The organism is Chryseobacterium salviniae, from assembly GCF_035819015.1.
GTDB classification, from domain to species: domain Bacteria; phylum Bacteroidota; class Bacteroidia; order Flavobacteriales; family Weeksellaceae; genus Chryseobacterium; species Chryseobacterium salviniae.
This window is the reverse complement of record NZ_JAYLAA010000050.1, coordinates 1-15,103: the sequence shown is the minus strand read 5'-3', so window position 1 is coordinate 15,103 and position 15,103 is coordinate 1. Positions and strand designations below refer to the sequence as shown.

The 15,103-nt window shown below is 38.9% G+C and carries 10 protein-coding genes and 1 riboswitch; of the genes, 8 read left to right on the top strand and 2 right to left on the bottom strand.

The genetic code is table 11. The annotated features are described in order from the left end of the window. Nucleotides 1-9: 9 nt before the first annotated feature. Nucleotides 10-1,689, bottom strand: coding sequence for a T9SS type A sorting domain-containing protein (locus tag SOP96_RS15210; protein WP_326321777.1), 1,680 nt, complete (start codon nucleotides 1,687-1,689; stop codon nucleotides 10-12). Nucleotides 1,690-1,929: 240 nt separating this feature from the next. Continuing rightward, the gene (locus SOP96_RS15205) at nucleotides 1,930-4,545 is read right to left on the bottom strand and encodes an MGH1-like glycoside hydrolase domain-containing protein (RefSeq protein WP_326321776.1); all 2,616 of its coding nucleotides are present in this window, start codon (nucleotides 4,543-4,545) and stop codon (nucleotides 1,930-1,932) included. A 187-nt stretch (nucleotides 4,546-4,732) separates the two neighbouring features. Continuing rightward, nucleotides 4,733-4,838: riboswitch (SAM riboswitch) on the top strand. Between the two features lie 59 nt (nucleotides 4,839-4,897). Here SOP96_RS15205 and SOP96_RS20035 point away from each other — a divergent pair. The 8 genes from SOP96_RS20035 (at nucleotide 4,898) to metF (ending at nucleotide 15,025) form a co-directional block, all read left to right on the top strand. After that, nucleotides 4,898-5,836: an alpha/beta fold hydrolase gene (locus SOP96_RS20035; RefSeq protein ID WP_411911989.1), complete on the top strand. Its 939-nt coding sequence runs from the start codon at nucleotides 4,898-4,900 to the stop codon at nucleotides 5,834-5,836. Between the two features lie 3 nt (nucleotides 5,837-5,839). After that, the gene (locus SOP96_RS20030) at nucleotides 5,840-7,381 is read left to right on the top strand and encodes an ACT domain-containing protein (RefSeq protein ID WP_411911988.1); all 1,542 of its coding nucleotides are present in this window, start codon (nucleotides 5,840-5,842) and stop codon (nucleotides 7,379-7,381) included. A gap of 119 nt (nucleotides 7,382-7,500) precedes the next feature. After that, nucleotides 7,501-8,667, top strand: a complete 1,167-nt coding sequence (locus SOP96_RS15195; protein ID WP_326321775.1) for an O-succinylhomoserine sulfhydrylase — start codon at nucleotides 7,501-7,503, stop codon at nucleotides 8,665-8,667. Between the two features lie 202 nt (nucleotides 8,668-8,869). After that, nucleotides 8,870-9,880 (top strand): homocysteine S-methyltransferase family protein, encoded by a 1,011-nt coding sequence (locus SOP96_RS15190; protein WP_326321774.1) that lies wholly within the window; start codon nucleotides 8,870-8,872, stop codon nucleotides 9,878-9,880. An 83-nt stretch (nucleotides 9,881-9,963) separates the two neighbouring features. Continuing rightward, nucleotides 9,964-11,055, top strand: a complete 1,092-nt coding sequence (locus tag SOP96_RS15185) for a fatty acid desaturase family protein (RefSeq protein WP_326321773.1) — start codon at nucleotides 9,964-9,966, stop codon at nucleotides 11,053-11,055. A gap of 3 nt (nucleotides 11,056-11,058) precedes the next feature. Continuing rightward, nucleotides 11,059-13,725, top strand: a complete 2,667-nt coding sequence (gene metH / locus SOP96_RS15180; protein WP_326321772.1) for a methionine synthase — start codon at nucleotides 11,059-11,061, stop codon at nucleotides 13,723-13,725. Nucleotides 13,726-13,734: 9 nt separating this feature from the next. Continuing rightward, complete coding sequence (locus SOP96_RS15175) at nucleotides 13,735-14,061, top strand: EF-Tu C-terminal domain-related protein (RefSeq protein ID WP_326321771.1); 327 nt, start codon at nucleotides 13,735-13,737, stop codon at nucleotides 14,059-14,061. Nucleotides 14,062-14,065: 4 nt separating this feature from the next. Then, on the top strand, nucleotides 14,066-15,025 hold the full coding sequence (metF, locus tag SOP96_RS15170) for a methylenetetrahydrofolate reductase [NAD(P)H] (RefSeq protein ID WP_326321770.1): 960 nt from the start codon (nucleotides 14,066-14,068) through the stop codon (nucleotides 15,023-15,025). The last annotated feature ends 78 nt before the right edge of the window (nucleotides 15,026-15,103 follow it).

The following is a 15,103-nucleotide window of genomic DNA, read 5'->3' as shown; positions in this document are numbered from 1 at the left end:
ATTGTAAATTTATTTTTTGATGGTTTTCATGCTTTTCAGAGAACCGTCTTTCATTTGTAATGTCAGGATGTACATTCCGGACTTTAGTCCACCCAAAAATACTGTTGAAGAAGGATTTTCAATGGTTTTTACCACTACTCCTGAAAGATCTGTTATTACAGCTTTTCTCACATTTTCTGCTTTCTCAAGATATAAAGTATCCACAAACGGATTAGGATGTGCAATTCTTTCTTTTTCTTTTACCGTAACTTCATTTGTTGCCAAAGCTAAAGGTTCCAGGGTAACTGTTACGGTGAATGTATTATTATCAACTTTGTTATAATCTGCACTACAGCCAGATCCTCCGTATGTTCTCCATGCCCTCAGCTCAAAGTTTACCGTTCCGGTAAGATCATTGGCCAGTGTAAGTCCTGTTCTGTTGTAAGAATACGTTCCGGTAGAAGATCCGGATCCCGATGTTACGGAAGCTTCTGTAACATTGTTGTTCGTACAAACCAGGAGACTTCTTTGTTCACCCATCCAGCCATTTGATGCTGTTGACATTTTATAAGAAACGGCTGTAGATTTTATTTTATATCCGGCTGGTACATTTATGCTTAATGTTCCTGCACAGCTGGTTGTAGATGAAGTGGTAACTCCGGAATTGTTAAACTCCGTATTGATATCTCCTGCTGTATAGAGTGTGCTGATTTGTCCCGGCGTAAATTCTTTCATTTTCCAGAAACTTTGTGAAGAACCTCCGCAGTTTGATCTTACCCAGAAATAATAGGTTTGTCCGGTTGTAAGCTGATTTAGGGTTACCGAAGTTCCTGAAGCTACACTTCCTGTAGGCGTTGTTGATGTTGTAGGAGGTGTAGGTGAAGTGCTGTAATAATACTGATATCCTGAAGCAGGAGCAGTTGCCGGTGCGGTCCAGCTTAGTGTTGCCTCTGTCATGGTAGTGGTTACGGTGATGTTTGTTGGTGTACTGCATGCATTGAATGCATCTGCCGCAAAAGCAAAAATATTGGGAATACCTCCTGTTCCAACTTTTGTTACCGTTACACTTTTTACACTTTTCGACTGGTTGGCTGAACTGATCGTCATAGGAATCTGATATAATCTAGGATTGGTTCCCGAACCAGATTCAAGGTTGTTGTTTGTTATATTAATCCTTCCGATTCCCTGGATGGCATAGCTGCTTCCCCCATACCAGTCGGAAATGCTGATTCCCTGAAATGTTTCTGAAGTGTTATCGGTAAAATTCACATCCACATCTACGGTACAGGCTCCGCTTCCTCCTGTTGCCAGCATATATACCGTAAGTGCAGGCGTAGGCGCTGTGAAGATTAAAGTGCCGTTATCACCAGTATTTTGAAGCCTTAGAGCATTATTCGAACTGTAATTCCCCAGCTGGTAAGATAAGCCCGATGTTGATGCTACAACAGAATTAATAATTCCGTTTACGGGAAGCCCGTAAGTGAGGGGTGTGCTGGCTGCAGTCAATTGGAAATCACGGGAAATGAAAGCGTAGCTTACACCATCTACGTCATTATTAGTAGACGATGCTGAAGGACCAACGCCGTTGGCAATAACATCAGCATTGTAACCCCCTTGAATAGGTAGCGGCTGATATTCCTGGGCTTTGAGTTGATAATGGCATACAGCTGAAAGTACCAAAGCTGTAAAAGGCAGTAATTTTCCTTTCATAAGAAATAGTTTTATTAAATTTATTTGCTAATATAAATATTATAATGCTAAAAAATTAATTTTAATTTATAAATATTATAAATATGATATTTATTTTATATTAATAATGATTTTATATTAAATTTAAATAGATTTTAACTATATATACGCACTTCATCATTGAGAGAATAAATATTCATGTACATAAATAAAAAAAGCCCCTTAAAAAAGAGGCTCATGATAATGTATAGAAAATAATTTTTAAAAAGACATTCTGGGCTTCAGCAGCTTTGCAACAGTTGCAGTCCATCCCGTTTGATGAGAAGCTCCTATTCCCCGGCCGTTATCTCCATGGAAATATTCAAAAAAGGTAATGTAATCTTTAAAATTTTCATCGTAATTAAATTTGGCATTTCCTCCATTGAAAGGGCGCTGCCCTACTTCATCCTTCAGAAAAATAGAACATAACCTGTTGCTTATATTTTGCGCTACTTCATCAAGGTTCCTCTTATCGCCGCTCCCCGTGGGAAGTTCCACTTTCATGCTGTTTCCGTAATAAAAATAGAATCTTTGCAAACTTTCCACAATAAGAAAATTGATCGGAAACCATATCGGCCCCCTCCAGTTGCTGTTTCCACCGAACATTCGGCTGTCGCTCTCTCCCGGAGTGTAATACACAATGTTCTGTGTTCCGTGAACCGAAAATACAAACGGATTTTCTTCATATACCTTAGACATGGCACGAATTCCGTAATCGCTTAAAAATTCCTTTTCATCAAGCATACGGCTCAGAACTTTTGTAAGTCTTGTTTTTCTGAGGATACTCATCAGGTGTTTTCTTCCCTGGCCTTCTTCTTCCCAGTGGGAAACCAGTTTGGTAAGCTCGGGCTTATTTTTAAGCACCCAATCCATTCTTTCAACAAAATTCGGCATTTTATCAAGCAGGTGATGGTCTATAATTTCTACGGCAAACATTGGGATCAGCCCCACAATACTTCTTAATTTCAGGGAAACACTGTCTCCGTTTCCAAGCTGTAAAACATCGTAGAAGAATCCGTCTTCTTCATTCCATAATCCTTTTGTACCGTCACCAAGGTTTTCCATGGCTTCTGCAATATAAAGATAATGCTCAAAAAATTTAATGGCCATATCTTCATATACCTGGTAGTACTGTGCCAGTTCCATGGCAATACGCATCATATTCAGGGCATACATCGCCATCCAGCTTGTTCCGTCGGCCTGTTCAAGATGCTGTCCGTCTTTAAGCTCCATATTCCGGTCAAAGGCACCGATGTTATCAAGCCCTAAGAATCCTCCTCCGAAAATATTTTTCCCGTTTTTATCCTTCCGGTTGACCCACCATGTGAAATTAAGAAGCAGCTTCTGGAAAACTTTTTCCAAAAATAGAAGATCCGGTTTTCCGTTTTGCTTTTCATCAATTTTAAAAACCCTGAAGCACGACCATGCATGTACCGGCGGATTTACATCACTCAAATTCCATTCGTAGGCAGGGAGCTGTCCGTTCGGGTGCATATACCATTCTTTTGTGAGGAGAAGGAGTTGTCCTTTTGCAAACTCCGCATCAATCAAAGCATACGGAACACAGTGAAAGGCAAGATCCCAGGTTGCGTACCACGGATATTCCCATTTGTCTGGCATTGAAATGATATCTTTGTTATGAAGATGGTTCCATTCCGTATTTCGTACATAATTATTAAAATCTCTCGGAGCCGCATAATTAGGATCGCCTTTCAGCCATTTTCCCACATTATAATGATAAAACTGCTTGTTCCATAGCAATCCGGCAAAAGCCTGCCTTTGTACATTTCTTTCATCTTCATTGGTCACATCATTCTGAATTTCCTGATAAAATTCGTTGGCTTCATCAATGCGGCTATGTAAAATTTCATCGAAATTTTCGAAGGGCTCATCAAGATCTTGTGGAGAAAGCCTGAAGTCAAAAGATTTTGATCCTCCAGCTTCAATGATTTCATCCAGCAGAAACGAAGCTTTTGTTCCTCTTTTTTCAGGATTTACGGTATTGCTGCCATAAATGATATAGTCGTTGATTCCATCTTTAAAATAGGTGTTTCCCGGATACGGAGCTCCATATAATTTGGGAGTATTTGTTTCATTTTCGCAGAAAACGCTTTCCGCATTGGTATCTCTTGAATAGAATTTTTTTATGGAAATGCTGTCGTGCTTAATATTGATGCAGCCGTCATGTGATGCAGCCGTTTCACCTTTATAGGTATTATACCCCCATTTCCAGTTGTTTCTGAACCACACTGTCGGTGCCACTACAATAGGAGCGGCAGTGTCACTTCTGTTAAAAACGGTGACTCTTACCAGAAAATCGTTGTGGTCGGCTTTGGCATATTCAATGAAAATATCAAAATATTCATCCTTATCGAAAATTCCTGTGTCAAAAATTTCATATTCAGGTTCTTTTTTGCTCCTTTTTGCATTTTCTGCACGGATATTATCATAGGGAAAGGCATTGATAGGATATTTATACAGCATTTTCATATAGCTGTGCGTAGGAGTATTATCCAAATAGTAAAAGATTTCCTTAATGTCTTCACCATGGTTTCCCTGGGGATTACTTAGCCCAAAAAAGCGCTCTTTCACCATTTTGTCTTTCTTATTCCAGAAAGAAAGGGCAAAACAGAAAATTTGTTTTGCATCGGAAATTCCGGCTATTCCTTCCTCTCCCCAGCGGTAAGCATAGCTTTCTGCGTTGTTATGGTTGGCGAAATTCCATGCATCACCGTTGGGGCTGTAGTCTTCACGCACATTCCCCCATTGCCGGTTACTTACGTACGGGCCCCAGTTTTTCCAGTCTGTGTTTTGTAATCTATGTTTTTCAGCAATCATATTTCATCATTTTTCATTACGAAGGTAGCCTTTTTGTTAAATAATTCCAACTTCATTAATTTGAATTAAACTTAATATCATGCCGAAAAGCCTTTTAAAAAGGGCATTGAGATGTTAAGTTAAATTTTTATAAAATATTAAAATAAAAGTTTTATCTTTGCACCATTCGTTCATTCAAATATTGAAAATGTTATCAAGAAAGGTTGAGGGATTAGACCCGATGAAACCTTAGCAACCCTTTGCGCAAGCAATGAAGGTGCTACGTTCTACCAAATAATTTGGACAGATAACTTACTGAAGTTCTTTCAGCCATTTCCTGTGGCATTTTCAATTGTATTTAAAATAAATAGAATTGGAAACCGAACTAAAACATATTAATTTTTCGTACCAAACCAATTCCGGAAAGGAATACCATATCCCGTTAAGCTATCAGCTTTTCGGAAAAGAATTGTTTTCGGCACCGATCATCCTGGTAAACCATGCTTTAACCGGGAATTCAGACGTCGCAGGAGAAAAAGGATGGTGGAAAAAACTAATTGGTAAAAATCAGATAATTGATACTGATCAATATACCATTATTTGCTTCAATATTCCGGGAAATGGATATGATGATTTTTTCATTGAAGATTATGAAGATTTTACTGTTTCGGATATTGCAAATATCTTTTTAAAAGGTCTTGAAACCCTAAATATTAATAGACTGCGTGCCATTATCGGAGGTTCTTTGGGAGGAGGAATCGGTTGGGAAATGTTAACGAAAAACCCTCAGTTTGCAGAAATTTTCATTCCTATTGCCTGTGATTTTAAAACCCACGACTGGCTTCATGCACAATGTCTTGTACAGAAATTTTTATTAAACCAAAATGAAAAACCTCTGCAAAAAGCCAGGATTCATGCAATGTTATGCTACCGCACACCGGAATCGTTAAACACTAGGTTTCAAAATAAATACAACCCGGAAAAGCAGAAACTGGAGTCGGAAGACTGGCTCATTTACCATGGCAATGCTCTGAACGAGAGATTTAGTTTACCATCTTATAAGCTCATGAATCAATTGCTGATGACGATTAATGCTAATGAATGTGAATCAAAAAAGATAAACGCTCAAATCCATTTCATCGCAGTAGATACCGATCTTTTCTTTCCCGCTTCTGAAATCCGAATGTGCTTTGAAAAGTTAAAGAAAGAAAAAGACAATGTATTCTATCACGAAATCAAATCAATTCATGGGCATGATGCCTTCTTAATGGAATACGAACAATTAAACGCAATCATTAAAAATATTTTGTAGAAGATGAAAAACAATGCAAACGAAATAAAATTTTTGAAAAACAGGTCCATCATTAAATTTGAAGGAGAAGATTTTCTGGGTGAAATCGGTATTGACGGACGGATTTTTAAAGCGCTCACGCTGGCGAGAATCAGTGTCGGCGTAATTTCTCAGCAGGCTATAGAAAACGGAATTTCCATTCTGGTTCATGAAAATGATTCAGAAAAAGCAGTTAATTGCCTGATTGACGAATTTGAACCGGAAAGAAAATCGGGGAAAGTTTCCCAGATTTACAGCATCAACAACGTGTCGGTTTTAGGCTTTGTTGCAGAAGATTTTAATAAAGTCTTAGCAGAGTTGGCAAGAAACAATGTTTTCCCGTTACTTTTAAATCAGATTGCCGCAGAAAAAAGAGTGAATATTGTGGTTACTTCCTCCCAGGATGAGAAAGCAAAAAATATCATAGAATCTGAAATTTCTAAAAAGCCAAAGACCGTTCATCTGGCCATTATCGGTCACGGAAACGTTGGGAAGACCTTGATAGAACAGGTGCTGGAATCTTCAGAAGAAATTAAAAGACGTAAAAAAATCGATCTTAAAGTAGTAGCGGTTGCCAATTCAAAAAAAATTGCTTTCAACAAAAAAGGTTTCGACAGCAACTGGAATGATGAGGTTTTAACATCTGAAAACCCTTCTGACGTTCAGCAGCTGATTCGCTTTTCAAAAGAAAATCAGCTTGAAAACCTGATTGTTGTGGATAATACGGCAAGTAAAGATTTTGTGAAAAATTACCATACTTTGGCAGAAAACGGTTTCGATCTGGTATCTTCCAATAAAATTTTCAATACGCTTCCGATTTCGGAATATAGGCAGCTTCGATATACGTTGAACAAAAACAACCGTCGGTATCTTTATGAAACCAATGTGGGAGCAGGTTTGCCCTTGATTGATACGATTAAGCTCCTCCACCTTTCCGGAGAAAATATTACCAGGATAAAAGGTGTTTTTTCAGGAACATTAAGTTATGTTTTTAATAATTTTTCTTTAAGAGATGACGCCTTTTCAACGATTATCAATGAAGCACTGGAAAAAGGATATACCGAACCAGATCCAAGAGAAGATCTCTCCGGAAATGACGTTGCGAGAAAATTACTGATTCTGGCAAGAGAACTGGATTTAATTAACGAATTTGAAGACATCAACATTCAGAATTTAGTTCCTGAGAACTTACTTTCCGTTTCAAAACCTGAATTTCTTTCAAGACTGAATGAATTGGATGATGAATATCAAAAAATTAAAGATAGCCAGGAACCCGGCCATGTGCTAAGATATGTTGGCGACCTTCATGGTGATTTACAAAAAGAAAAAGGCGAGCTCGATGTAAAGCTGATTTCCGTTCCGGCAACTTCCGCTTTAGGACAGTTAAAAGGGTCAGATTCCATTTTTGAAATTTATACGGAAAGCTACGGGGAACACCCGATCGTCATTATGGGAGCCGGAGCCGGAGCCAAAGTTACCGCACGAGGTGTTTTCGGAGACATTTTAAGAGTAAGCGAAACGAAATAAAACAGCCTTAGAACCCGTAGGGTTCAATATCAGTAGCTGCAGGTGAAACCTATGGAATAAAATAATAACAAACAAACAAACCTTCAAGGTTTTAAAACCTTGAAGGTTTCAATAAAATTATGGAAAACGAAAAATTTGAAACCTCCGCCATAAGAACCCAAACCGAGAGAACCCAGTTTGATGAGCATTCAACGCCATTATATCTTACATCCAGCTTTGTATTTCAGGATTCAGAAGATATGAGAGCGAGCTTTGCCGAGGAAAAACAGAAAAACCTGTACAGCCGTTTTTCAAACCCGAATGTTATGGAATTTACAGAGAAAATAGCCAAAATGGAAGGTGCAGAAGCAGGATATGCTTTTGCTACAGGAATGGCAGCGATTTACTCCACATTTGCGACTTTGTTAAATGCAGGAGATCACATCGTAAGCTGTCAGTCGGTTTTCGGTTCTACGCATACATTGTTTACGAAATATTTCCCGAAGTGGAATATCGAAACAGCGTATTTCAAAGCAGAAGATGCTGAAAATGTTGAACAGTACATCCAGCCAAACACGAAAATTCTGTATCTGGAAACGCCAACGAATCCCGCGATTGAAGTATTGGATTTAGAATTTTTCGGGAAAATTGCGAAGAAACACAATTTAATTTTTATTGTGGATAACTGTTTTGCAACACCGTATTTACAGCAGCCAATCAAATACGGAGCAGACATCGTAGTGCACTCCGCCACCAAATTAATTGACGGACAGGGTCGTGTTTTAGGCGGAGTTGCTGTAGGAAGAGAAGATCTGATCCGTGAAATCTATCTTTTTGCGAGAAACACCGGTCCGGCAATGTCACCGTTCAACGCTTGGGTGCTATCTAAAAGTCTCGAAACATTAGCCATTCGAGTTGAAAAGCATTGCGAAAATGCATTAAAAGTTGCCGAATTTCTGGAAAGTCATCCCAATGTCGAATTGGTAAAATATCCTTTCCTAAAATCACATCCCAGCTACGAAATTGCTAAAAAGCAAATGAAACTGGGCGGAAATATCGTTGCCTTCGAAATAAAAGGCGGAATCGAAGGCGGCAGAAACTTTTTAGATAAAATAAAAATGTGTTCCCTTTCCGCAAATTTGGGTGATACCAGAACAATTGTCACGCATCCGGCCTCTACCACGCATTCCAAACTCACGGATGAAGAAAGAAACGAAGTAGGGATCACGGCAGGTCTGGTACGTTGCTCGGTCGGACTGGAAAATGTAGATGATATCATTGCAGACTTAAAACAAGCGTTGGATTAAAAGTATTTGGGCAGCTTTATCCGCCTTCCGCTCCCGCTTTTTTGCCTCCGCTTCGCTGCGGCAAAAAGAGCTCCGCTCAAGTCGGGCTGCGAAAGATTCAACGAAGCTTGAAGCCTGAAGAGTTTAACAACAATAGCCGTAGGTGAAACCTATGGATGAAATATCGATCGCGAATTAAATTCATCGATGAAAAATAAACAAAATGAAAAATTCAGAACAATTATACAAAGCATTATCCGAGAGAATTTTAATTCTTGACGGAGCCATGGGAACCATGCTTCAACGGTATAAATTTGAGGAAGAAGATTACCGGGGAGAACGTTTTAAAAACTGGGAACATCCGGTCAAGGGAAACAATGATTTGCTGTCATTAACGCAACCTCATGCAATCAAGAAAGTTCACAGAAAATACCTGGAAGCAGGAGCGGATATTATCGAAACCAATACATTTTCAGGAACAACCATAGCGATGGCAGATTATCACATGGAAGATCTCGTGTACGAACTGAATTTCGAATCAGCAAAAATCGCCAGAAAAGTCTGCGACGAGTTCACCGCTAAAAATCCGGATAAACCAAGATTTGTGGCAGGATCTATCGGCCCGACAAACAGAACGGCAAGTTTGAGCCCGGATGTAAACGATCCCGGTTATCGCGCAATAACCTTTGAAGAATTAAGAGTAGCTTATAAACAACAGTGCGAAGCTTTATTAGACGGAGGTTCAGATATTTTACTGGTAGAAACCATTTTTGACACCCTGAATGCAAAAGCGGCACTTTTTGCCATTGATGAAATTCAGGAGGAAAGAGAAATCAGCATCCCGATTATGGTGTCCGGAACGATTACTGATGCTTCAGGAAGAACATTGAGCGGACAAACGGCAGAAGCTTTTTTAATCTCGGTTTCGCATCTCAATTTGTTAAGTGTGGGCTTCAACTGCGCTTTGGGGGCAAACCAGTTAACCCCATATCTGGAAACGCTGGCGCACAACTCTGGATTTTATGTTTCCGCTTATCCTAATGCAGGCTTGCCAAATGCTTTCGGAAAGTACGATGAAACGCCGGAAGATATGGCAGCCCAGATCAGAGAATACGCAGAAAAAGGATTAATCAACATTATCGGAGGTTGCTGCGGAACAACACCGGATCACATCAAAGCAATTGCTGATCTCGTTTCTCAATATCCGACCAGGAAATTGAAGAAATTTGTGTGATTTGATAGAATTTTTTAATTAAGTAGGAAGAAAAGGAACGTTTTTTAATATTATCTTTAAGTATCACACAAAATTTGAATATAATGGAAAAACCTATTTACTTAAAAAATTCAGAGGATGCGAAATTGTTTAATGAATTAAGAAAAAAAGTGAGCCAAAGGGTAGAATCAATTCCCGAAAACCGGGATATTTACATTCAAATCAAAGCCGTTATATTGCCTTTATTGTATATCGGACTGTATGTTTCCGCATTGCTCAATGCAGAAAATTCCTGGATATATATTGTAAGTTTTATTTTAATGGGGTTGTCGCTTGTTTTAATTTATCTTAATCTGATTCACGAAGCAGCGCATAATAATATTTTTAAAAGTAAAAAGCTCAACAGTCTGGTATTGCAGATTTTCGATTTTGTAGGAGCCAATTCATATATCTGGAAAAAAAGACATATCGCAAGCCACCACGCTTATCCTAATGTTGATGGCTGGGATACGGATATCGAACAGAGCGGGGTGCTTCTCATCGTTCCGTGGATTAAGGCTAAAGGAATTCAGAAATATCAGCACCGGTTTTTTTTCCTCGTGTACCCGCTGTATTTATTCAACTGGATGTTTATCAGAGATTTTAGGGATTTTTTTGATAATGAAAGAGTCATCCTGAAAACCCAGGGAGCCATTCCGGTAAAAGAAAAAGTAAAGATGATTGCTTATAAGCTGTTTTACTTTTTCTATCAGATTGCCGCTCCGGTTTTGTTTTTCAAAGTTTCGATAGGTCTCGCGCTGGGAGCATGGTTCTTACAGGTAATAGCAGCAAGTATTTTTGCGCTTTTTGTATTGCTTCCATTGCACCCCCTGCCTGACAACGCTTTCCCGAAACTCGACGAAAAAAACGGATTGCCTTTTAGCTGGCTTCATCATCAGTTTGAAGTAACCAATGATTTAAAAGAAAATAACTGGTTCGTAAGAAACGTGCTGGGAAATTTCAACTTTCATGTTGCTCACCACCTTTTCCCGAATTACAGCTATGCCTATTATAATGAAATTACGGAAGAAATTGAAAAGTTTGCGCAAGATCACGGATTAGCTTATAAACGATTTCCGATTGCAACCGCTTTGGGAAAACATGTTGATCTGCTTAAACAGAATGCCAACAATGCCTATTTTATTTTAGAAGAATAATTAATGAAATATTTAAAATTATCGGGGCTTGAGCCTTTGATCATCACACCGGAAAGCAACTTCATCAACGTTGGCGAAAGAACCAATGTGGCCGGGTCAAAAAAATTTTTAAGATTAATAAAAGAAGAAAAATTTGCGGAAGCGCTGGATATAGCACGCCATCAGGTAGAAGGCGGCGCACAGATTCTTGACGTTAATTTTGATGACGGCTTGATTGACGGCAAAGCGTCCATGATTAAGTTTTTAAATTTAATAGCCTCCGAGCCGGATATTTCCAGAATCCCAATAATGATCGATTCTTCGAAGTGGGAAATCTTGGAGGCAGGACTTCAGGTGGCGCAAGGAAAATGCGTCGTTAATTCAATCAGCCTTAAAGGCGGTGAAGAGGAATTCATCAAACAGGCAAAAGCAATTAAAAGATATGGTGCTGCGGTGATTGTGATGGCATTTGATGAAATCGGGCAAGCCGATACGTATGAACGAAGAATTGAAATTTCAAAGCGCTCCTACGATATTTTGGTGAATCGTTTAAATTTTCCTGCGGAAGATATCATTTTCGATTTGAATATTTTCCCGGTTGCTACAGGGATGGATGAGCACAGAAGAAATGCCATCGATTTTATTGAAGCAACAAGGTGGGTTCGCCAGAATCTTCCATATGCCTCGGTGAGCGGTGGGGTTTCAAACGTTTCTTTTTCATTCAGGGGAAATGATACGGTGAGAGAAGCGATGCATTCGGTTTTCTTATACCATGCTATTCAGGCAGGAATGAATATGGGAATCGTGAATCCTGCAATGCTGGAAGTGTATGATGAAATTAATAAAGAGCTTCTTGAATTAGTTGAAGATGTCATTCTCGACAAAAGGGAAGATGCTACCGAAAGGCTTTTAGATTATTCGGAAAAGCATAAATCGGTTAAAAAAGAAAAAAACGAAGATCTTGAATGGAGAAATTATCCTTTGCAGGAAAGAATTACACACGCTTTGGTTAAAGGAATCGACCGTTTTATTGAAGAAGATGTTGAACAAGCAAGATTGCAGGCAGAAAAACCGCTTCATGTCATTGAAATTAATCTCATGACCGGAATGGGCGTTGTAGGAGATTTGTTTGGAAGCGGAAAGATGTTTTTACCGCAGGTGATAAAATCGGCGCGGGTAATGAAAAAAGCGGTGGCTTATTTACAGCCATTCATAGAAGCCGAAAAAGACGGCTCGAGACCAGCTAATGGAAAAATCCTTATGGCAACGGTAAAAGGAGATGTTCATGACATCGGTAAAAATATTGTGAGTGTCGTTTTAGGCTGTAACAATTATGAAATTGTAGATCTCGGTGTAATGGTTCCTGCAGAAAAAATTATCCAGACTGCGATTGAAGAGAAAGTAGACGTGATCGGATTAAGTGGACTGATCACGCCAAGTCTGGATGAAATGGTTTACATCGCACAGGAATTGGAAAGACAAAATCTGGATTTTCCTTTACTAATCGGTGGTGCAACAACTTCAAAGGCGCATACTGCGGTAAAAATCGATTTAAAATATAAAAATGCCGTTGTTCATGTCAACGATGCTTCCAGAGCAGTAAATGTGGTAAGTTCATTATTAGGTGACCGGAATAAAGAATATGTAAGTGAGCTTAAAAATGATTATGCTGAATTCCGTGAAAAATTCCTGAACCGGCAGGTGGAAAAAGACTATGTTTCTATTGAGGAAGCCAGAGAAAACAAATTTAAAATCAATTGGGAGCATGAAGAAATTTTCACTCCAAATCAACTGGGAATTACCGTCGTTGAAAATCAGGATTTAAATGAATTATTGCCTTTCATTGATTGGTCGCCGTTTTTCAGAAGCTGGGATCTTCATGGCAAATATCCTAATATTCTGGAAGATGAGATTGTTGGAGCTCAGGCTAAAGAATTGTTCAAAGATGCACAGGTGATCTTAAAAAGAATTTTAGATGAAAAATTATTAACGGCAAAAGCAGTCTTCGGGATTTTTAAAGCGAATGCTAATGATACCGACGAAATTTTAGTTTTTGATGAAAATAACCAGCAGAAAGCAAAATTCATTACGTTGAGGCAACAAGCACAACGTTCAAAAGGAAAAGATTATCTGGCATTGAGTGATTTTATTGCCCCTCAAAGTTCAGGAAAGACCGATTATATCGGAGCTTTTTGTGTGACAACAGGTTTCGGAACCGATGAACTGGCGCAAGAATACGAAAAAGCCAGCGACGATTATAACGCCATCATGGTAAAAGCTTTGGCAGACCGTTTTGCAGAAGCCTACGCAGAATTTTTACATAAAAAAGTAAGAACGGAATATTGGGGCTATGCCAATCAGGAAAATTTAACCAATGAAGAACTCATTGCAGAAAAATATAAAGGAATCCGTCCGGCTCCGGGATATCCTGCCTGTCCGGATCACCTTGAAAAGCATGCCATTTGGGATTTATTAAAAGTGGAAGAAAATATTGGTGTTTATCTTACGGAAAGTTTAGCCATGTTTCCTACCGCTTCGGTTTCCGGGTATTATTTCGGAAGCCCGCATGCCAAATATTTCGGACTGGGGAAAATCGCAGAAGATCAGTTGAAAGATTACTCCTATAGGAAAGGAATTTCTTTGCAGGAAGCGAGAAAATGGTTGAATCCTAATCTGGCAGATGGTATTTAAACAAAAATTATGAATGACGATTTCGACTTTATTGCGTATTTGAAATATCGGACAACTGATGAAGGAGGAAGAATGACTCCTGCTCAATCTGGTTATAGGCCTCAGGTTAGGTTTGATTTTGAGAAATCAACATCATCTGGAAGACAAGTTGTTATTAATAAAGACTTGGTTTTTCCCGGTGAATACATCGAAACTCAAATAACACTAATGTCTCCGTATCTTTTTGAAAATAAATTATATGTAGGATTAAAGTTTGAATTCATTGAGGGAGCAAAAATTATTGGAATGGGAGAAATTTTAAAAATTAAAAACGAAAAATTAAAAACGACATTTTAGCTAAATGAAAATCACCGACCACATAAAAAAAGCCAACGGCAAAACATTATTCTCACTCGAAGTCGTTCCGCCCCAAAAAGGCATCGGCATCGAAGACCTCTACAAAAATATTGATCCTTTAATGGAATTCAAACCGCCATTTATTGACGTAACAACTTCCAGGGAAGAATATATTTACATTGATAAAGGAAACGGTCTGATGGAACGCCGCATCACCAGAATGCGCCCCGGAACGTTAGGAATCTGTGCCGCCATTCAGCACAAATACAATGTTGATACGGTTCCGCATTTGCTTTGCGGAGGTTTTACCAAAGAAGAGACAGAATATCTTTTGGTCGACTGTATGTACCTCGGAATCGATAATGTGATGGCTTTGAGAGGCGACGCCATGAAAGGGCATCAGTATTTTGAGCCGACTAACGGAGGTCATGGAAGTGCCATGGAATTGGTGCATCAAATTAATAATCTTGGAAGAGGTAAATATTTACACAATGAAGATCAGGAATGTGACGAGCATAATAAATTCTGCGTGGGTGTTGCGGGTTATCCGGAAAAACATATTGAAGCTCCTTCCATGAATTACGATTTAAAATGGCTGAAACAGAAAGTAGATGCCGGAGCAGATTATATTGTTACCCAAATGTTTTTTGACAATAAAAAATTCATTGAATTTGTAAACAAAGCCCGCGAAATGGATATTCATGTTCCGATTATTCCTGGAATCAAACCGATTGCAACCAAGAAGCATCTGAAGCTTCTTCCGCAGGTTTTTAAAATTGATCTTCCGGAGGAACTTATTAATGAAGTTGAAAATGCGAAAAATAATGACGCCGTAAAACAAATCGGGATAGAATGGGCGATCAGCCAATGCAGAGAATTGCTCGACTTTGGAGTTCCGGTATTGCATTTCTATTCAATGGGGAAAAGTGATAATATCAAGAAAGTAGCAGGCGAGCTATTCTAATAAACTGAAATGAATATTTGAGTGAAGTTCTGCATTTTAGCAGAACTCTTTTCATGAGTTTTCGGGGGGGGGGTGCCG